Source organism: Streptomyces sp. NPDC048496 (assembly GCF_043200055.1).
GTDB lineage: Bacteria > Actinomycetota > Actinomycetes > Streptomycetales > Streptomycetaceae > Streptomyces.
The window spans coordinates 39,834-59,847 of the sequence record NZ_JBICXB010000034.1 but is presented as its reverse complement, the minus strand read 5'-3'; the positions used below and the strand labels follow the sequence as shown (position 1 = coordinate 59,847).

The window sequence follows — 20,014 nt, the reverse complement described above, 5'->3', positions numbered from 1 at the left end:
GCGTCCCCCCGGGGGCTGCATCGGTGTACACGCGCGCTCCGTCGGGGCGTTGGCGCGTCTCGGACGGGGCCCCACACTAACGGTACGGATGACCGGGGTGGCGCCGAGCGGTTGAACGGGGGCGCTCGGAGGGCGACGGGCAGGGCGGCCGCGCCGACAGCGGTACGGGGGTGTGCGGACACGGCGATGGCCCGCCGCCTGCGGGCAGGGTGCAGGCGGCGGGCCATCGGGGCCGAGGTCCGGAGCGTGGTCGGTGGCGCTCGGGCGGCCGGGGGTTCCCGTGAATCCGTCGGTCTGTTGCTTCGCGGGCCTCGCGGTCAGACAGCGGCCTTCTTCAGGCGTCGCCGCTCCCGTTCGGAAAGGCCGCCCCAGATACCGAACCGCTCGTCATTGGAAAGGGCGTACTCGAGGCACTCGGACCGGACTTCACAGGCGAGGCAGACCTTCTTGGCCTCGCGGGTCGATCCGCCCTTCTCGGGGAAGAAGGACTCTGGATCGGTCTGGGCGCACAGTGCGCGCTCCTGCCAGCCGAGTTCCTCGTCCGCGTCCTCGACCAGCAGTTGCTGGAACAGCTCGGTCATGTGCGCCCCTCGTCTGTCTCTTGCGTCCCCGTGATGCAGCCGTTATCGATTCGGCCGAACGACACGAGTGAAATTACAAGTGTGTGGATCCGAGCCAGTCAAGCGGAGATCTGCTATTGGGCCCGGTATTCACTCTGCGGAACCAAGCCTATGCGGAAAGTGTGCAAATCACCAAAAAATCTGACATATGCCATGGGCTTCATCACGCCCCCGTCCATCACAGAGTCAGACTCCCGGCAGGGCGGCCATGTTTCGATTCGATCACCGAAGCGATCAAGATCACAGTCGGATCACGAGGCCGCTACGACGTTTGGGGGCGCCGTTGTTGCGCCACATCTCCGGCGCGGCGGGCGTACAAACCTTTCTCCGGCCGGAATAACTGGATGAGGTGAAACATTACCGCCAAATCGGGCATCAGGTTGACAACGGGAGCTTTGCTCGGTTCCCTTGCTGTCATGCCAGCGACCTCCGTGATGCGCGTGACCCACGTCCGTGGGTTCCGCACCGCTGTCCAGGCTCGCTGTTGCTGTTCCAGCTGTCTCAGCTGTTGAGGCCTTCGCGCTCCAGCTAGTCGCAGCTCCTCTCCGGACCCCGGCCATCTCCGGCACAACCCCGTCGAAGGGCTTCCCGCCCGGCGGCTGCCCGGCCCCTCCCCGGTCCCCGGTCCTCGCGACACCCCTGGATCTCTGCATCTGCACGCTTGCCCTGCACTCACTTGCCGAGGAACCACCGCACCCATGAACAGCGACAGCGACCTCCAGATCGCCGGCGACATCCTTGAGGTCCAGCACCTCCTCCGCCCTGCCCGCCAGCACCCCTCCACGGTGGCCGAGTTCGTCGGGCTCGCCCGCAGCATCGCCGCCGACCGCTCACAGTGGGCGCCGCTCGTCCAGTACGACGCGACCACCCGCTGGTACCACCGGCTCCGCACCGTTCCCCGAGCTCTCGGCTCCGCCCGAGCAGGGGAGACCCCACTCGGTTACGAGGTGTGGCTGCTCAGCTGGGTCCCCGGTCAGGGCAGCGGGCTGCACGACCACGGGCTGTCGTCCGGCGTACTGACCGTCCTGGAAGGCGAATTGACCGAGCGTACGGAGCGCGGCACGCGGTCGCTGGACCCCGGCGCGCAGCGCGTGTTCGCGCCCGGATACGTCCACGAAGTGGTCAACGACTCCCTCGAACCGGCCGCCAGCCTGCACATCTACTACCCGGGGCTCACCGAGATGCCCATGCACGCGGCGCAGTGCGCCTCGGCAACCACCGACGCCGTACACGTCTGACCTTCCCCCACCCGTCACCCACCACCACCCCCACAACGATCAGGCTGCGCCTGACAGTCCCACCCGTCGCCCACCACCACCCCCACAACGATCAGGCTGCGCCTGACAGTCCCACCCGTCACCCACCACCACCCCCACAACGATCAGGCTGCGCCTGACAGACTGGTCTGCATGCGCATTGTGGTTCTGGCCGGCGGTATCGGTGGTGCTCGTTTTCTGCGTGGCCTCAAGCAGGCCGCGCCCGACGCGGACATCACGGTGATCGGCAATACCGGAGACGACATCCATCTGTTCGGACTCAAGGTCTGCCCCGACCTCGACACCGTGATGTACACCCTCGGCGGTGGCATCAACGAGGAGCAGGGCTGGGGCCGTACCGACGAGAGCTTCCACGTCAAGGAGGAACTCGCGGCGTACGGCGTGGGACCCGAATGGTTCGGGCTCGGCGACCGTGACTTCGCGACCCACATCGTCCGTACGCAGATGCTGGGCGCCGGCTACCCGCTGAGCGCCGTCACCGAGGCGCTCTGCGCACGCTGGAAGCCCGGGGTCCGGCTGCTGCCGATGTCCGACGACCGGATCGAGACGCATGTCGCCGTCGACATCGACGGCGAGCGGAAGGCGATCCACTTCCAGGAGTACTGGGTGAAGCTGCACGCCTCGGTCCAGGCGCAGGCGATCGTGCCCGTCGGTGCCGAGCAGGCGAAGCCGGCGCCCGGTGTCCTGGAGGCCATCGCCGACGCCGACGTCATCCTCTTCCCGCCGTCCAACCCCGTCGTCTCGGTCGGCACCATCCTCGCCGTGCCCGGCATCCGGGAGGCGATCGCCGAGGCCGGGGTGCCGGTCGTCGGCCTCTCCCCCATCGTCGGGGACGCGCCGGTACGCGGCATGGCGGACAAGGTGCTCGCCGCGGTCGACGTGGAGTCCACGGCGGCCGCCGTCGCCCGGCACTACGGCTCCGGGCTGCTCGACGGCTGGCTCGTCGACACGGTGGACGCCGGCACGGTCGACGAGGTGGAGTCCGCGGGCATCCGCTGCCGTGCCGTGCCGCTGATGATGACGGACGTGAACGCGACCGCCGAGATGGCGCGGCAGGCACTGGCGCTGGCCGAGGAGGTACGGGCGTGAGCGGCGCGGCCGCGGGTGAGACGCCCTCGTACCGGGTGTGGGCGCTGCCCGGGATGCCCGAGGTACGGGCCGGTGACAACCTCGCGAAGCTGATCGCCGCCACCGAGCCGGGGCTGGCCGACGGTGACGTCCTGCTCGTCACCTCGAAGATCGTCTCCAAGGCGGAGGGCCGGATCGCCGAAGCCACCGACCGGGAGGCGGCGATCGACGCCGAGACCGTACGGGTGGTGGCGCGCCGCGGCACGCTGCGGATCGTCGAGAACCGGCAGGGACTGGTCATGGCCGCGGCCGGGGTCGACGCCTCGAACACCCCCGCCGGGACGGTGCTGCTGCTTCCCGAGGACCCGGACGCCTCCGCGCGGACGATCCGGGACGGGCTGCGGGACACCCTCGGCGTCGAGGTCGGGGTCCTGATCACGGACACCTTCGGGCGGCCGTGGCGCAACGGGCTGACCGATGTCGCCATCGGGGCGGCCGGGGTCCGGGTGCTGGACGATCTGCGAGGTGGGACGGATGCGCACGGCAATCCGCTGAACGCCACCGTGGTCGCCACCGCGGACGAGCTCGCCTCGGCCGGTGATCTGGTCAAGGGCAAGGCGGAGGGGCTGCCGGTCGCGATCGTGCGGGGGCTCTCGCATGTGGTGGACCCGGCGGACGCGGAGGCCGGGGCCCGGGCGATGGTGCGGGTCGCCGCCGAGGACATGTTCCGGCTCGGGACGTCCGAGGCGGTGCGGGAAGCGGTGACGCTTCGGCGTACGGTCCGGGAGTTCACGGACGAGCCGGTGGACCCGGCGGCGGTACGGCGTGCCGTGGCCGCGGCGGTGACGGCGCCGGCGCCGCATCACACGACACCGTGGCGCTTCGTACTCCTGGAGTCCGAGGAGTCGCGGACCCGGCTGCTCGACGCGATGCGCGATGCGTGGATCGCGGATCTGCGCCGCGACGGCAAGAGCGAGGAGTCGATCGCCAAGCGGGTGCGGCGGGGCGATGTGCTGCGCCGGGCGCCGTATCTGGCGGTGCCATGCCTGGTGATGGATGGCGCCCATACGTACGGGGACGCGCGACGGGATGCTGCGGAGCGCGAGATGTTCGTGGTCGCGGCGGGCGCGGGCGTTCAGAACTTCCTGGTGGCGCTGGCCGGTGAGCAGCTCGGATCGGCGTGGGTGTCGTCGACGATGTTCTGCCGCGATGTGGTGCGAGAGGTGCTGGATCTGCCGGCGGAGTGGGATCCGTTGGGTGCGGTGGCGGTCGGGCGTCCGGCGGTTGCGCCGGTGGCCCGGGCGGAGCGGGGTGCGCAGGGGTTCGTCGCGGTGCGGTGAGGTGGGCCGGGGTGGGATTTCCCCTGCCCGCCCCTTCCCGGGGGCCCGGGGGCGACCCCTGGGCCCGTTCGTCCTCGAACGCCGGACGGACTCGAATACGACACGGCTGACTGTGGACTGCGAGGCCGAGTCGGTGTTTGAGGGCGTCTCAGAGCCTGTCGGGTGACCTCTGATCGGGCGGCCACGCCCTGGCACGCACGCTTCCCGCGTTGCCGAAATGCCCTAGTAGCTCCTTCCCCAAGCTCTCAGCTTCGTTCGAGCAGGGGAGACCCCATCCGAGGACCTTCCAGCGCCTTGGAATCGCACGCACCAGACCGCGTCCGCTTTCCGATCGAAGGTCACCCGACAGGCTCTCAGAGGCGGGCGATGTCGCCTCTTGTCATGCGCGGAGCTCTGCGCGGCGGGGTGTGGCCCGAGAGCAGGATGAGGCGTGTGGCTCGGTGGCGCTGGCCCTCGTAGGGGGTGAGGAGCGTCAGCATTTCCGCGTCGTCGGCGTTTCTGTTGCCTGCCAGGGCGTGCCCGATGATGCCGGGGAGGTGGAGGTCGCCCACGGTGACCGCGTCGGGGGCACCGTTGGCTCGTTGGAGGGTTTCCGCCGAGGTCCAGGGGCCGATGCCGGGGATCAGTTCCAGCCGGGCAGTGGCCTCGGGGAGGGGCATCGTCGCCGCTTCCTCCAGGCGGCGGGCGACTCGTACCGCGCGCAGGATCGTGGCCGAGCGCTTGGCGTCGACGCCTGCGCGGTGCCATTCCCAGGATGGGATCAGCGACCAGGTGCGCGGGTCCGGCATGACGTGCAGGCCGTGCGTGCCGAACAGTGCCGCTGCCGGACCGGGGGCCGGAGTGCCGTACGTACGGACCAGGAGGCGCCAGGCGCGGTAGGCCTCGTCGGTGGTGACCTTCTGTTCCAGGATCGACGGGATCAGCGACTCCAGCACCAGACCGGTGCGCAGCAGGCGCAGTCCGGGGCGGCGGTGCCTGGCCGCGGCGACCAGGCGGTGGCGGGGGCGGAATGTTTCCGGGTCGTCCTCCGCGCCGAGCAGGGTCGGGAGCTGGTCCAGCAGCCAGGACGCGCCGGGGCCCCAGGCCGTGGCCTCGATCCGGCCGCCCCGGTCGGTGATGTGGAGCGTGCCGGGGCCTGCCGGGGTGCGGGTGGCCCGCCAGACCGAGCCGTCCCGGTCGATGCGGAACGTGGGGTCGGCGGGGCCGCGGCGCAGCGGGCCGAGGACGAGGCGCAGGTCGAGCGGGCCCGGCGGGGTCCAGTCCCGGGTCAGTGCCTCCGGTTGCGGACCGGTCGGCACCTGGCGTGGGACGGGCGTGCGCGGGGCGCTGCGGGGAGCGAATCGTCCTGCCACGGGTGAGGTCCTCGGTCGTCGGGGGTGCCTATCGAGGGTACGCGCCGCAGCGCGCCCGTCATTCGTCCGACGAGAAACGGACCGACGCGTCGGGCAGGACCGCACCGCACCAGACACGGACGCCGTCACGCAGTTCGTTGTCGGCGCCGACGTGGGCGCCGTCGCCGATGACGGCGCCCACCAGGACCGTACGGCTGCCGATCCGGGCACCCGCTCCGACCAGGGAGTCCGTGATCACGGCGCCGGGTTCGACGACCGCTCCGGCCAGTACCGCGGAGCCGTCGATCCGGGCGCTCTCGCCGATCAGGGCGTCCTCGCCGATGACCGTACCGCCGGTGAGTTTGGCGTCGGCGGCGACGGATGCGGTCGGCAGGACGAGCCGGTCGCCGCACCGGCCGGGGACGGCCGGGGACGGGGCGCGGCCGAGAACGAGGTCGGCGGAGCCGCGTACGAATGCCTGCGGCGTGCCGAGGTCCAGCCAGTACGTGGAGTCGACCATGCCCTGGAGGTGCGCGCCGGAGGCGAGCAGTCCGGGGAAGGTCTCGCGTTCCACGGAGACCGGCCGGCCGGCCGGGATCGTGTCGATGCACGAGCGGCGGAAGATGTACGCCCCCGCGTTGATCTGGTCGGTGACGATCTCCGCGGGCGTCTGCGGCTTCTCCAGGAACGCGGTCACCCTGCCCGTGGAGTCCGTCGGTACGAGTCCGAAGGCGCGGGGGTCCTCGACCCGGGTGAGGTGGAGCGAGACATCCGCGCCGGAGGTGGCGTGCGAGGTGACCAGCGCCCGGATGTCGAGGCCGGTGAGGATGTCGCCGTTGAAGATGAGCACGGGTTCGTCCGGGCCCGAGGTGAGGCGGGACGCCACGTTGCGGATGGCTCCGCCGGTGCCGAGCGGTTCGCGTTCGGTGACGTACTCGATGTGCAGGCCGAGCGACGAGCCGTCGCCGAAGTACGGCTCGAAGACCTCCGCCAGGTACGAGGTCGCGAGCACGATGTGCTCGACCCCGGCGGCCCGCGCCCGCGCCAGTTGGTGCATGAGGAACGGGACACCGGCTGCCGGAACCATGGGCTTGGGGGTGTGCACCGTGAGCGGGCGCAGTCGGGTGCCCTTGCCGCCGACCAGGAGAATCGCTTCTTTTGCCTCTGTCACGGCACGTCTCTGCTTCCTGCTGGGGCCGGGCCTGGTTTTGGCTGGCCAGTGTATGCAGACCGGGCGGTTCAGCACCGTCCGGCAGCCCCGCAGCAGTCCGCAGCGGCGGGTCGTCAGCGGCCTTGCAGAAGGGCGGAGGTGGTCCGGGCCGTGCCGAGCTTCTCGTAGAGGCGTGCTCCCGGGCATTCGGTGACGAAGCCGTCCCGGTGGCCGGAGATGACCTTGAGTTTGACCTTCGTCCCCTTCTTGAACCGGTTGCCGCCGCCGGAGACGAGCGTGGTGCTGCCACTGGGGTCGGCGCCGAACAGGCCGAGCTTCCAGGCGGTGAGCGCGGCGACGGAGTTCACCACCGCAGTGGGCGGCCTGGACGTGGTGAAGGTTCCGAGCACCGCAATGCCCATGCTGTCGGCGTTGAAACCGAGAGTGTGCGCGCCCTGGACGGCCTTCGTCACGCCTCCGGCGCGTCCTTCGTAGATGGTTCCGCACTTGTCGACGGCGAAGTTGTAGCCGATGTCGCGCCAGCCGCTGCTCTCGACGTGGTAGCGGTAGATACCGCGAAGGACCGAGGCCGCTTGCGCACACGTGTAGCTGTTGCCCGTGGCGGTGTGATGGATGAAGGCGGCCTTGACGGACTTCGTGTACACGAAGGTGCTCTCGCGGAGCTTCTCGTCGGCACCCCAGCCCTTGCGGGTGATGATGCTCGGGCGGGGGCCGATGTACGGCTTGGAGCCCGGGGCGACGTCGTCCTCGGCCTCGCTCTCCGCCTCGGTCTGCGCCTTGCTCAGCGCGGGGAGAACCAGGGCTTCGGGGGACGGGGCACGACTGTCCCCGCCGCCGGCTGCGGCTCCCGGGCCGGCGGCGGGGAGTTGTCGAGGGTCCTTGCCCGGGTCGACGAGTTCGAGCCGCAACCCGTCGGGCAGCGGGACGCTTGCGCCGCTGCCCCGGTCCCGTACGTCGGTCACTTCGGGGCTCACCCGGACCTCGACGCCGTCGGAGTCACCGACCCAGAGCGGAGCGGTGGAGCCGCGGACGGTCCCGGAGTCGCGTTCGGCGGTGCCGGGGTCGGCGCCGTGCTCGACGTTGTGGGTCTCCAGCTCCTGCCAGTCCGACCAGTGGGTGGTGCCGGTGGCACGGGTGCGGACCTGGACGGTGCCGTTGAGTTCCACGTCGGCGTCGTCCCAGACGACACCGACCAGGGAGAAGGGGTGGACGTCGCGACGCGGCAGGCCCTGTTCGGCGGTGGCGGCGGCCTCCGTGGGGGCGCCGGTCGCCCGCGTGGACGCGGTGGGCAGCGCAGTGAGTGGCAGGGACTGGGTCGACCCGGGGACCTCGACGGGGTCGGCGGCCTCGGTCCCTGCGGTGACGGTGGTGTCGGGGGCGGCGCCCGCGGGCGCGGCAAGCGGCAGGACGAGGACTGCCGAGCAGGTGACACCAATGGCGGATGCAATGAAGGCACGCATACGAACGATCCTGGGCACAATCCGACAACTCCGGCTACTGGGATATCTCCCAGTAATTGACGAGCCGTCTGCCGAACCGGTGTACGCGACACCTGTGGCACCCGGTCCCGTCCGACGCGGCCGCGTACCCTTGCGCGGATGAACGCCAGCGACCGCACCCCTGCCGACCTGCTGCGTTCCGCGCTCGCCGCGGACCCGGCCCGCCCCATGGTCACTTTCTACGACGACGCCACCGGAGAACGGGTCGAACTGTCGGTGGCCACCTTCGCCAATTGGGTGGCCAAGACAGCCAATCTGCTGCAGGGCGACCTGGCCGCGGAACCCGGCGACCGGCTCGCCCTCCTGCTGCCCGCGCACTGGCAGTCCGCGGTCTGGCTGCTCGCCTGCTCCTCGGTCGGCGTCGTCGCCGATGTGCAGGGTGACCCCGCCGCCGCCGACCTCGTCGTGACCGGTCCGGACACGCTGGACGCGGCGCGCGCCTGCCGCGGCGAGCGCGTCGCGCTGGCCCTGCGTCCGCTGGGCGGCCGGTTCCCGCAGCCGCCCGAGGGCTTCGCGGACTATGCCGTGGAGGTACCGGGCCAGGGCGACCGGTTCGCACCGTTCGCGCCGGTGGACCCGGACGCGCCCGCACTGACCGTCGGCGATGTCGCGCTGACGTCGGCACAACTGGTCGCGCGCGCCCGCGAGGACGGTGCGGAGCTGGGTCTGACGCCCGGATCGCGGCTGCTGACGGGGCACACCTACGACACCTGGGAAGGGCTCAGCGCCGGGCTGTACGCGCCGCTGGCCACCGGTGGCTCGGTGGTTCTGTGCCGTCATCCGGACCGGCTGGACGAGGACGGGCTCGCCAAGCGCATCGAGAGTGAGCGGGTCACCAACACCGCGGTACGACCGGCACTCTGAGCGCACTCGTACGGCCCACAGCGGGCCGAGCCCCCGGGCCTGCGCCTCAACTCCGGTACATGATCAGCGGTACAGGCCCTGGGCACAACCAAGCGTGGGGTTCAGCCGTCTACTCCTGCGACCGGCGGCCCAGCGCGCTGCCGAACGTGAAGGATGGACGCAGACGTGACCGAAAATGCCGGCACGCCGCCGGACCCCGACCACTCGGCCGCGGACAAGGACGAGGACACGTCGAGGGCCGATTCGCAGGACAAGTCGCAGGACGGGCCGGACGGGGAAGCCTCCCGCGTGCGGTGGCGGGACGGGGCCGTCCCCGCCCGGCGCAGGCGCCACTGGCTGCGCTGGGTCGCGCTCGCCACCTCGTTCCTCGTCCTGGTGGCCGCCGGCGCCGGCTGGTGGCTGTACCGGAAGCTCGACGGCAACATCAGGACGGACACGTCGGTGGCCGCCGAACTGCGCGCGTACGAGAAGGAGCGCCCGCCGTCCGTCGTGCACAAGGCGCAGAACATCCTGCTCATCGGCTCCGACAGCCGCGCCGGTGACAACCGCGAGTACGGTCGCTCCTACGGCGGCAGCCAGCGCTCGGACACCACGATCCTGCTGCACCTCCCCGCGGACCGGAAGAGCGCCACCGCGATGTCCCTCCCGCGCGATCTGATGGCGGAGATCCCCAGGTGCCGCACATCGGACGGAAAGCGGACCGCCAAGCAATTCGCCCAGTTCAACTGGGCCTTCGAGTTCGGCGGCACCGCCTGCACGATCCGTACGGTCGAACTGATGACCGGGATCCGTATAGACCACTACATGGTCGTCGACTTCAACGGCTTCAAGGACATGGTCGACGCGGTGGACGGTGTCGAGGTCTGTCTCAAGGAGCCGATCGACGACCCCGACGCGCACGTGAAGCTGCGCGCGGGACGCCAGAAGCTCGACGGCGAGGAGGCACTGGGTTACGTACGGGCCCGCAAGTCCCTCGGCAACGGGAGCGACACCGACCGGATGGACCGCCAGCAACGTTTCCTCGGCGCGCTGGTGAACAAGGTGCAGAGCGATGGCGTCCTGCTCAACCCGACCCGCCTCTATCCGGTGCTGGACGCGGCCACCAAGTCGCTGACCACGGACCCCGGCCTGGACAGCCTCAAGGACCTGTACGCGCTGGTGCGCGGCGTGCGCGACGTACCGACCGACAAGGTGCAGTTCCTGACCGTGCCACGGCAGCCGTACGCCGCCGACCCGAACCGGGACGAACTCGTCCAGCCCGACGCGGCCAAGCTCTTCGAGCAGCTGCGCCAGGACGCCCCTGTCACGGTGGTCCCGGAGGAGGAGTTGGCACGCAGGAAGAACGGGACCGGGCACGCCTCGGAGTCCACGAGCCCGACCCCCACACCCACCTATTCGGGCAACAACGCGGCCGCGGATCTGTGTAAGGGGTAAAGCAATGGCCAAGGAGTTGTCGACGATCGGCGCGCAATGGGCAGAATGACCGGTTGTAAGGTGCGTGGAATTTGTCACGCCCGTCGCTCGACGCCGAACTTGGCGGATAGTGTGACGCGATCCGGTGCTTCCGGCCGTCAGGTCGCGCACTGCTGGAGCGAAAGAACGAGCGCCTTGTTCGGGGGAGGCGCCTCGCGTGGCACCGACGGAGGACTCAAGCAACCGTGGATGCGCAAAGTCGTGGGCGGGCGGACGAAATCGACCCCGCAGACCAGTGGGTCCTCAACCCGCAGACCGGCGATTACGAATTGCGACTGACCCAATCCGGAGGGGATTCGAGCCGCATGCCGACCCCTCCAGGGCAGCGTGGTTCCAGGCGTGCGGGTGCGGTTCGTGAGGGCGGTGGCGAACGCAGAAGCGGTCCGCCTGACGGCGGCGGCCGGGGCGACGGGCCGCGCCGCGAGGTGCCGGCACAGCGTGGCCGTCGTACGGCCAATGGCCCGCGCGGGCAGGAAGGTTCCGGTCCGGACACCGCGGGCCGGCGCAAGCGCAAGCAGCCCAAGTCCCGCGGCAAGAAGGCGCTCATCTGGACGGGCGGCGGGATGGCCTTCGTGCTCGTCGGCCTCTCGATCGGCGCCTACGCGCTGTACCAGCACTTCAACAGCAACCTGAGCACTATCGACACCGGTGACGTCGGAAACAAGAACGTCACCTCCGACGCACCCCTCAACATCCTGATCATCGGCACCGACAAGCGGACCGGTAAGGGCAATGAGGGGTACGGCGACAAGGGCAGCGTCGGTCACGCCGACACCAACATCCTCTTCCACGTCTCCAAGGACCGGACCAACGCGACGGCGCTGAGCATCCCCCGCGACCTGATCACCAACATCCCGGACTGCGAAACCACGCTGCCGGACGGCACGAAGAAGGTCATTCCGGGGACGCGGAACATCCGGTTCAACACCAGCCTGGGCCAGGACGGGCGCGACCCGGGCTGCACCATGCGTACCGTCGAGGAGATCACCGGCCTGAAGGTCGACCATTTCATGATGGTCGACTTCAACGCGGTGAAGGAGCTGTCCACGGCGGTCGGCGGCGTCAAGGTCTGCCTGGCACACCCGGTCAAGGACAAGGACTCGCACCTGGACCTGCCGGCCGGTGAGAGCAAGGTTCAGGGCGAGGACGCGCTCGCGTTCGTCCGCACCCGGCACAGCTTCGGCAACCAGAGCGACCTCGACCGGATCAAGGTGCAGCAGCAGTTCATCGGCTCGATGATCCGGCAGATGAAGTCGGACGACACCCTGACCAGCCCGACGAAGCTGTACGACCTGGCGAACGCGGCGACCAAGGCTCTCACGGTCGACAAGCCCATCGGCACGGGGAAGAAGCTGGTGTCGCTGGCCCAGGAGCTCAGCAAGGTCGACACCAAGAACATCACCTTCGTGACGGCCCCGGTGATAGACAACCCGGCCGAGCCGAAGCCCATCACGGTGGTGCTGCAACCGCAGAAGGCGGACCAGCTCTTCGCGATGATGCGCGAGGACACCTCGCTGACCGAGGTGAAGAACCAGAAGAAGGCCGCCAAGAGCAAGCAGGACGCACAACTCAAGGGGACCAAGGCCGCTGCCGCCGATGTACGTGTCGATGTCTTCAACGGCGGCGACCGGGCGGGTGCCGCGCAGGAGACGGTCACGTGGCTGCAGAACAACCAGGGCGTACTCAAGTCCACCAACAAGGCCAACGCCCCGGCGAAGATCTCCAAGACGACGCTCGAGTACGCCCCCAACCAGGCGGACCAGGCCCGCGCACTCGCCGCCATGATGGGGCTGCCCGGCTCGGCCCTGAAGAAGGGCACCACTGACGCAGAGGGACTCCAGGCGATGGTCCTGACCCTGGGCGCGGACTTCAAGGGCGCGGGAGTGCCCATCACCGGACCGGCAAAGGCGCCGGCAGACATACCGCTGGCAAACGCCGCCAAGGCGGAGTGCGCGAAGTGACACCGGGTCACTGCGCCAAACCACGAGTCTGAGCAGCAGGGGGGGTCCTGGTGGGACGGAGCAGCACACCCGGGGAGGGAACGCGACCACGCGTCCGGCACGCCGGGCAACTCGGCTGGGACGACGACCTGTACACGAACGGCCCGGCCCCGGGCCGGGACGGCCGGGGTACCGGCGCGGACCGGGAGGGGCCGGGTCACGGCGGGCGTCGCCGCGGCACGTCGCACCGGCACGGGAAACGCGGAAAGCGCCGCATACTGCGCTGGGTCGCGTACGTACTCGCACTGGTCATACTCGGCGGCGCGGGCGCCGGATACCTCTACTACGAGCACCTCAACGGCAACCTCAAGAAGGCCGACCTGACGCTCGGCGACAAGAAGATGGCCGATCACAAGGCCAATGCCGCCGGTCAGACCCCGCTGAACATCCTGCTCATCGGCTCGGACGCGCGGGACTCCAAGGAGAACCAGAAGCTCGGCGGGGCCAAGGACACCTTCGGGGCGCCGCCGCTGGCCGATGTGCAGATGCTGCTCCACCTCTCCGCGGACCGCAGCAACATGTCGGTGATCAGCATGCCGCGCGACACGCTGCTGCAGATCCCGAAGTGCACCGATCCGAAGACCGATCACGTCTACCCCGCAACCACCGGCCTGGCGATGACCAATGAGACGCTCGGCCGCGGCGGTCCGGGGTGCACCGTGGCCACCTGGTACGAGTTGACCGGCATCACCATCGACCACTTCATGATGATCGACTTCGCCGGTGTGGTCTCGATGGCCGACGCGATCGGCGGCGTCCCCGTCTGTGTCAAGGGCAACGTCTACTCCCACACGCGCGACGGCAAGGGATCCGGGCTGAAGCTGGAGGAGGGCACCACCAAGGTCAAGGGCAAGCAGGCCCTCCAGTGGCTGCGGACCCGCTACGGCTTCGAGGACGGCACCGACCTCGGCCGCACCCACGCCCAGCACATGTACATGAACTCGATGGTCCGTGAGCTGCGCAAGGGAACCAAGCTCACCGACCCGGGCAAGCTGATGGACCTCGCCGAGGCGGCGACCAAGGCGCTGACGGTCGACAAGGGCCTCGACACGGTCAAGAAGCTGTACGACCTCGCGGGCGAGCTCAAAAAGGCGCCCACCAAGCGCATCACGATGACGACGATGCCGAACGTCTACGGAACGGGTGTGAACAAGGGCCGGGTGTTCCCCATGCCCGTCGACGCCGATCAGCTGTTCCAGATGGTCCGCGACGACGTCCCGCTCGACGGCAAGGCGTCCAAGCGCAAGGCCCCTACGGCCAAGGAGCCCACGTCGCCCGTCGCCGAGATCCCGGTCAGCGTCCGCAACGGAACGCGCACCGACACCGAGTACCCGGTCAAGGGCCGCGCCACGGCGGTCCAGGAACTGCTGACCGGCAAGGGCTTCACCCAGGCCGAGGTCGACACCCAGCACACCGAAGCGACGGCACGCACCGGGGTACTCTTCCCCAGCGTGGACATGGAGGGCAATGCCCAGGCCGTCGCCAAGGCGCTCGGTATCCCGCTGACGGCGGTGAAGAAGTCGACCGATGTCTCGGGCATCACGCTGACCGTGGGGGCCGACTGGCGCGAGGACGGGGACTACTCCGCGCCGAGCGCCGCGGAGAAGACTCCGGAGAGCGCCCGCGCCCTGAACGGCGACGACGAAACGGCCTGCATGGACATCCAGCCGGGCTTCGGCTGGTAGCGCCGGACCGGGCACAACGCACGGTGGGGGCCTTCCGACTCATCGGAAGGCCCCCACACCGTGTCGGCGGCTATACGGTGACGGCCGGGCGCCGGCTGGCCATGACCTTCTTCGCCAGCGAGCGCGGGCTGGTCAGGAAGCCGAACCCCCATGACATGTGCATCGTCGCGAGAGCCACCGGGATCTGGGCCCGCGCCTTCAGCGACAGGCCCTTGCCCGCCGGGAGGGACCCGGCGACGATGGCGGCGACATAGCCGGCCGGGACGACGAACGCCCACGGGGTGACGGCCGCGCCGACCACGAGGCCCGCCGCGATCGCGCAGACCGCGGTCGGCGGGGCGAGGTAGCGCAGGTTGATCGAGCCGGAGTGGTAGCGGGCGACGACATGGCGCCAGCGGCCGTAGTCCTTGTACTGCTTGGCCAGCGCCTTCACCGAGGGACGCGGCCGGTACTGCACCTTCAGCTCCGGCGAGAACCAGATCAGTCCGCCCGCCTCGCGGATCCGGAAGTTCAGCTCCCAGTCCTGGGCGCGGATGAACTCCACGTTGTACCCGTCCGCCTTCTCCAGCGCCTCGCGGCGGAACACGCCGAGGTAGACGGTCTCGGCCGGGCCCGCCTGGCCGCCGGTGTGGAAGGCCGCGTTGCCGACGCCGATCTTCGATGTCATGGCCGCGGCGACGGCGTCCTCCCAGGCGTTCTCGCCCTCGGCGTGCATGATGCCGCCGACGTTCTGTGCGCCGGTCTCCTCCAGGAGGCGGACGGCGGTCGCGATGTAGTTCGGCGAGAGCATGCCGTGGCCGTCGACCCGCACCACGATGGGGTGCGAGGAGGCCTTGATCGCAGCGTTGAGCGCTGCCGGGGTACGGCCGGTCGGGTTCGGCACGGTGTGGACCCGGGAGTCCTCCCGTACCAGCTCGGCAGCGATCTCGTCCGTACGGTCCGTGGACGGGCCGAGCGCGATCACGACCTCCATCTCGCCGGCGTACTCCTGCTCCAGGATGTGCCGGACGGAGTTCCTGAGATGGCGTTCCTCATTGAGCACCGGCATGATCACGGAGACGGCGGGGTACTGCGCGGCAGACATGTGGTCCTCGGGGGGTCCTCGGGGCGCCGGGGGTTCTCACCCCAGGAGGCGGCGTTTCGGCCGCCACGTTACCGCGAATGGGGGACCCGGGCGCGCGCCGCAAGGCCGCTTCCCGGTATGGAGATCGTACGGGCCTACTGTGCGAACGATCCCCCTTGCACCGCGGAGGTCCCCCCGTGCCCACACCGCACCGCTCCCCCTGTCCGCCGCGCCCCCGCGCCGCTCCCCCGCAGCTCAGGCCGAGAAAGCAGGACGAGAGGCCCCGCTGGGGCATGCGGGTCGCGACCGGTCTGTCCGTGCTGGTGCTCGGCGCCGGCGGGATCGGTCACGCGGTGGTGACCAATCTGGAGACCGGGATCGACCGCATCGACCCGTTCAAGGACATGAAGAACCGACCGCGGGCCGGGAACGGCACGAATCTGCTGCTCGTCGGCACCGACGGCCGCGAGAGCATCAGCAAGGACGAGAAGAAGAAGTACCGGCTGGGCGGTGCGCCCTGCTACTGCACCGACACGATCATGCTGGTGCATCTGTCGGCGGACAAGGAACGCGCGAGCATCGTCTCCCTGCCGCGCGACAGCTACGCCGAGATCCCGGAACACCGCGACCGGAACACCGGCGCCGAGCACGCCGCCCACCCGGTGAAGCTGAACGCCGCCTACGCGGAGGGCGGGCCGAATCTGACCGTGCAGACCGTCGAGGACATGACCGGCATCAAGATCGACCACTATCTGGAGGTCGACTTCACCAGCTTCATGAAGACGGTCGACACCCTGGGCGGGGTGCAGATCTGCACCACCCGGCCGATGAAGGACTCGTACACCGGTCTCGATCTCGCCGCAGGCACCCACCGGCTGAACGGCGGGCAGGCGCTCCAGTACGTGCGCTCGCGCCATGTCGACGGGGCCGCGGACCTGGGCCGGATCCAGCGCCAGCAGAGGTTTCTCGCCTCGCTGATCAACCAGACGACCAGCAGCGGTGTGCTGCTGAACCCGGTGAAGTTCCGGGACATCGCCTCGACGATGCTCCATTCGGTCCGGGCCGACAAGGGGTTCGGCACGGAGCAGATGCTGGACCTCGGCCAGGCGATGCGCGGCTTCACCGCGGCGTCGTCGGAGTTCACCTCCGTACCGATCAGCGATCCCTCCTATCCGGTCAAGGGCATCGGCTCGACGGTCAAGTGGGATCCGGAGAAGTCGACCAAGCTTTTCCAGGCGCTGCGTGACGACAAGCCCCTCGCGGTGAAGCGGCCGGAGCAGGCAGCCGCGAAGACCGTCGATGTCGCGCCGCAGCAGATCCGGGTCCAGGTCTACAACGGGACCCCGATGGACGGCCTCGGCAGGACGGCCGACGACGCCCTGCGCGCCACCGGCTTCCGTACGACACGGGCCCCGCTCAACGGGGCACCGCGGCAACTGAAACACACCCTGGTCGAGTACGACCCGAGGTGGGACCAGTCGGCGAAGTCGCTGGCGGCGGCGCTGCCGGGGGCCGAGCTGCGGGCAGTCAAGGGGCAGGGCGCGACGATGAAGGTGACGACGGGAGCGGACTTCGGCAAGGTCGAGCGGGTACGGGCCGAGGACACGCACCGGGGCGCGTTCGCCGCGGTCACGGGCGACCAGGTGGCGTGCCCGTAACGAGGCGCTCCGCCGGCGGAGCCCCGGGGCGGTGGCCCGCCCGGGGCTGCCGGGGAGGGCGCCCCGCCGTCAGTCCTCGATGCCGTCCGCCGCGCGCTTCTCGCGCAGTTCCTTGATCGCGCGGCGCCGGGCCAGCCGGTGCGTACGCCGGATCTGCGCCTCCTGGTAACGCCGCTTGTCGCGCTCCGTCTCGGGTATCACCTGCGGTACGGGGCGCGGCTTGCCGTCCCCGTCGACCGCCGCGAACACCAGATACGCGCTGCCGACCTGCTGGGCCGGGGTCGATTCGTTCCACCGCTCGGCCATGACCCGGACACCGACCTCCATCGAGGAACGGCCGGTCCAGTTCACCTGGGCACGGACGTGAACAAGGTCACCGACGCGGACCGGCTCCAGGAAGACCATCTCGTCCATCGAGGCCGTGACCGCGGGTCCGCCGGAGTGCCGGCCGGCCACGGCGCCCGCCGCGTCGTCGACCAGTTTCATGATCACGCCGCCGTGCACCGTACCCAGCAGATTGGTGTCGCTGCCGGTCATGATGTGGCTGAGGGTGGTCCGGGACGCCGCAGTCGACTTGCCCGGAATGTCGCCCTCCGGGCGTGAGGCCTGATCTGTCATACCGTCCACCTTATGCGGGGGGTCCTGGGCCGCGGACATTGCATCAGCTTCGCAACAGCCCCGGGCCGATATCTCACACCCCCTGTAATACGGGCACGCCCGGACTGCACACTGGACCGCATGAGCGACAGGCCCGGTGGGTGGACCGACGACGACCGCAACGACCACTACGGGCGGGGCAGTGACAGCGCCCAGCCCGAGAGCGCCCGTGTCATGCGGCACGTCCAGCGGCGCCCCGCGCCGCCTCAGCAGCGTCCCGCGCCGCCTCAGCAGCGACCGACGGCGCCGCGACAGCGTCAGCCCGAGGCACCGCAGTACTCCGGCGGCTATGACGACGGCGCAGGGTACGGCGGCGGTTACAACACGGGGCAGGTCTACGGCGGCGGCAACGGCGGTGGCTACGGTCACGGCGGCGGCCGGGGTGACGGCGGTTACGTCCAGGGGAGGCCGGCGCCGGACTGGCGCCGCCGGATAAAGATAGGCGCCCTGACCCTCGTGGTCGTGGTGCTGGCCGTCTCCATCGGCACGTACTTCTGGGCCGACTCCAAGCTCAAGCGTGAGGTCGACCTCTCCAAGGTGATCGAGCGACCGCACCAGGGCGACGGCACCAACTATCTGATCGTCGGCTCCGACAGCCGCGCGGGCATGACGGCCGAGGACAAGAAGAGGCTCCACACCGGCTCGGCCGAGGGCAAGCGGACCGACTCGATGATGATCCTGCACGACGGCTCGAACGGCCCGACGCTGGTTTCGCTGCCGCGCGACTCGAACGTCGAGATCCCCTCGTACAAGGGCTCCGACTCCGGCAAGCTCTACCCGGGCCGCGGCCGCTTCACCAAGCTGAACGCCGCATACGCCGAGGACGGACCCGAACTGCTGGTCCGTACCGTCGAGTTCAACACCGGGCTGCACATCGACCACTACGTCGAGATCGGCTTCGGCGGCTTCGCCAAGATCGTCGACGCGATCGGTGGGGTGGAGCTCGACATCCCCAAGGCGTTCAAGGACAAGAACTCCGGCGCCGATTTCCAGGCCGGCAAGCAGACCCTCAACGGCGAGCAGTCCCTCGCCTTCGTGCGGACCCGGTACGCCTTCGCGGGCAGCGACCTGGACCGTACGAAGAACCAGCAGAAGTTCCTCGCGGCGCTGGCGAGCCAGACGGCGACACCGTCCACGATCCTCAACCCGTTCAAGCTGTACCCCACGATGGGCGCCGGTCTCGACACTCTGATCGTCGACAAGGACATGTCGCTGTGGAACCTGGGCAACATGTTCTTCGCAATGAAGGGCGTCACGGGCGGCGACGGCAAGTCCATGAACATGCCGATCTCCGGCTCCACGCACGGGAACCTGGTCTGGGACAAGGCCAAGGTCAAGCAGTTGGTGGAGCAGCTCAACAACGACGAGAAGGTCACCGTCTCCGGTAACTGACGGCAGGCGGACGCGGGGCCCGGACGGTTCGCCGTACGGGCCCCGCGTCATGCCCGGCCCGGATCCGCCGCTCGCTCACGTCGAACGCGGTCATCACACGCCTCCGGCGGGCCCTTGCGGCTCGACCTCGTCCAGGTCCTCGTACAGCGCGTCCAGAATCCGTCCGGTTGGCTCGCCCTGCGGTGTCAGCTCGGCCAGACACCAGCCGGGCAGCTTCTGTTCGATCTCGGCCGGAAGGTCGCCGTCCGCCGGGTCGGCCAGTCCGTAGAGAAGGCCGAACGCGGTCTCCTTCGCTACCTCACGGGCTATCTCCCCCAGGTCGCCGGGGGTCAGACCGAGGGCCAGCGCCCGTTCGACGGCGCCAGCGGCGAGCCCGTCCTTCCGGTAGGCCTCGACCCAGTCGGGCGCCGCCGTACTCCACCCGTCAATGTCCTGCCAGACCATCCGCAGGAACCGGTAGCGGGCGAGCTGCGGAATGTTCTCCTCGGCCTCGGATTCGGCCCAGCCCTCCGCGTCGTCGGCACCGAGCGCGGTGAACAGGCCGGTGAGTGCGGTGATGTCGGTCATGGAAGGGGAAGGTACGCCATGGGACGCCAACGTTACGATCCGCTGCGGGCCCTGCCCCGCCGCTGTCCGCCGCAGGTGAGAGTGCCCCAATCGTCCAACACCGTGCCCCGATGCCCGGATCAACCGGGCTCAGACCACGGGTGCACAGGCCTCAGCTCCTGGACGCGTACGTCACGAACTCCGCCCACGCGGCAAGCCGTACGGCGGATCGAGGGCCACCGGCGTTCTTGGAGTCGCGGACGTGGACCGTGTCAGACGACGTCCCAGCCGGGCTCATCCGCCCCGCCGTCCCCGCGCTCCGCACCGGTCCCATCCACGCTCATCCGTGCCCCACTTCCGACGTGCATGC

17 protein-coding genes are annotated in these 20,014 nt (G+C 69.7%); 9 read left to right on the top strand and 8 right to left on the bottom strand.

Features of this window, described 5'->3' with window-relative positions; genetic code table 11:
* Positions 1-317: 317 nt before the first annotated feature.
* A complete protein-coding gene (locus ACGFSA_RS25665; RefSeq protein ID WP_030927001.1) occupies positions 318-581 on the bottom strand; it encodes a WhiB family transcriptional regulator in 264 nt (87 codons plus the stop codon).
* A 737-nt stretch (positions 582-1,318) separates the two neighbouring features.
* Between ACGFSA_RS25665 and ACGFSA_RS25660 the strand changes: the two genes are divergently transcribed.
* From ACGFSA_RS25660 to ACGFSA_RS25650, 3 genes are all read left to right on the top strand, one after another.
* Complete coding sequence (locus ACGFSA_RS25660; protein WP_393307977.1) at positions 1,319-1,858, top strand: cysteine dioxygenase; 540 nt, start codon at positions 1,319-1,321, stop codon at positions 1,856-1,858.
* 171 nt (positions 1,859-2,029) lie between these two features.
* Positions 2,030-2,986 (top strand): 2-phospho-L-lactate transferase, encoded by a 957-nt coding sequence (gene cofD, locus ACGFSA_RS25655; RefSeq protein WP_393307975.1) that lies wholly within the window; start codon positions 2,030-2,032, stop codon positions 2,984-2,986.
* Positions 2,983-4,305 (top strand): coenzyme F420-0:L-glutamate ligase, encoded by a 1,323-nt coding sequence (locus ACGFSA_RS25650; protein WP_393307973.1) that lies wholly within the window; start codon positions 2,983-2,985, stop codon positions 4,303-4,305. Before cofD ends, ACGFSA_RS25650 begins: the two co-directional genes overlap by 4 nt.
* Before the next feature lie 353 nt (positions 4,306-4,658).
* Here ACGFSA_RS25650 and ACGFSA_RS25645 read toward each other — a convergent pair whose 3' ends face one another.
* The 3 genes from ACGFSA_RS25645 to ACGFSA_RS25635 form a co-directional block, all read right to left on the bottom strand.
* Positions 4,659-5,657 (bottom strand): DNA-3-methyladenine glycosylase family protein, encoded by a 999-nt coding sequence (locus ACGFSA_RS25645; RefSeq protein WP_393307971.1) that lies wholly within the window; start codon positions 5,655-5,657, stop codon positions 4,659-4,661.
* A gap of 58 nt (positions 5,658-5,715) precedes the next feature.
* Complete coding sequence (locus tag ACGFSA_RS25640) at positions 5,716-6,807, bottom strand: sugar phosphate nucleotidyltransferase (RefSeq protein WP_393307969.1); 1,092 nt, start codon at positions 6,805-6,807, stop codon at positions 5,716-5,718.
* Between the two features lie 113 nt (positions 6,808-6,920).
* The gene (locus ACGFSA_RS25635) at positions 6,921-8,267 is read right to left on the bottom strand and encodes a peptidoglycan recognition protein (protein ID WP_393307967.1); all 1,347 of its coding nucleotides are present in this window, start codon (positions 8,265-8,267) and stop codon (positions 6,921-6,923) included.
* 138 nt (positions 8,268-8,405) lie between these two features.
* Here ACGFSA_RS25635 and ACGFSA_RS25630 point away from each other — a divergent pair, with 138 nt between their 5' ends.
* The 4 genes from ACGFSA_RS25630 to ACGFSA_RS25615 all read left to right on the top strand — a co-directional run bounded on the left by ACGFSA_RS25630 (position 8,406) and on the right by ACGFSA_RS25615 (position 14,328).
* The gene (locus ACGFSA_RS25630; RefSeq protein ID WP_393307965.1) at positions 8,406-9,170 is read left to right on the top strand and encodes a TIGR03089 family protein; all 765 of its coding nucleotides are present in this window, start codon (positions 8,406-8,408) and stop codon (positions 9,168-9,170) included.
* Between the two features lie 153 nt (positions 9,171-9,323).
* Positions 9,324-10,604, top strand: a complete 1,281-nt coding sequence (locus tag ACGFSA_RS25625; protein ID WP_393307963.1) for an LCP family protein — start codon at positions 9,324-9,326, stop codon at positions 10,602-10,604.
* Positions 10,605-10,828: 224 nt separating this feature from the next.
* Positions 10,829-12,604, top strand: a complete 1,776-nt coding sequence (locus ACGFSA_RS25620; protein WP_393307961.1) for an LCP family protein — start codon at positions 10,829-10,831, stop codon at positions 12,602-12,604.
* A 50-nt stretch (positions 12,605-12,654) separates the two neighbouring features.
* The gene (locus ACGFSA_RS25615; protein ID WP_393307959.1) at positions 12,655-14,328 is read left to right on the top strand and encodes an LCP family protein; all 1,674 of its coding nucleotides are present in this window, start codon (positions 12,655-12,657) and stop codon (positions 14,326-14,328) included.
* Positions 14,329-14,398: 70 nt separating this feature from the next.
* On the opposite strand, the gene ACGFSA_RS25610 is transcribed toward ACGFSA_RS25615, so the two are convergent.
* On the bottom strand, positions 14,399-15,412 hold the full coding sequence (locus ACGFSA_RS25610) for a glycosyltransferase family 2 protein (RefSeq protein ID WP_393307957.1): 1,014 nt from the start codon (positions 15,410-15,412) through the stop codon (positions 14,399-14,401).
* 272 nt (positions 15,413-15,684) lie between these two features.
* Between ACGFSA_RS25610 and ACGFSA_RS25605 the strand changes: the two genes are divergently transcribed.
* Positions 15,685-17,049 (top strand): LCP family protein, encoded by a 1,365-nt coding sequence (locus ACGFSA_RS25605; RefSeq protein WP_393307955.1) that lies wholly within the window; start codon positions 15,685-15,687, stop codon positions 17,047-17,049.
* Between the two features lie 69 nt (positions 17,050-17,118).
* Here ACGFSA_RS25605 and ACGFSA_RS25600 read toward each other — a convergent pair whose 3' ends face one another.
* Positions 17,119-17,667, bottom strand: coding sequence for an acyl-CoA thioesterase (locus tag ACGFSA_RS25600; protein WP_393307953.1), 549 nt, complete (start codon positions 17,665-17,667; stop codon positions 17,119-17,121).
* A gap of 120 nt (positions 17,668-17,787) precedes the next feature.
* Between ACGFSA_RS25600 and ACGFSA_RS25595 the strand changes: the two genes are divergently transcribed.
* A complete protein-coding gene (locus ACGFSA_RS25595; protein WP_393307951.1) occupies positions 17,788-19,098 on the top strand; it encodes an LCP family protein in 1,311 nt (436 codons plus the stop codon).
* A gap of 93 nt (positions 19,099-19,191) precedes the next feature.
* On the opposite strand, the gene ACGFSA_RS25590 is transcribed toward ACGFSA_RS25595, so the two are convergent.
* Together ACGFSA_RS25590 and ACGFSA_RS25585 are read right to left on the bottom strand one after the other, a co-directional pair.
* Positions 19,192-19,665, bottom strand: coding sequence for a hypothetical protein (locus tag ACGFSA_RS25590; protein WP_393307949.1), 474 nt, complete (start codon positions 19,663-19,665; stop codon positions 19,192-19,194).
* A 151-nt stretch (positions 19,666-19,816) separates the two neighbouring features.
* Complete coding sequence (locus ACGFSA_RS25585; protein ID WP_393308013.1) at positions 19,817-19,942, bottom strand: DUF397 domain-containing protein; 126 nt, start codon at positions 19,940-19,942, stop codon at positions 19,817-19,819.
* Positions 19,943-20,014: the final 72 nt, after the last annotated feature.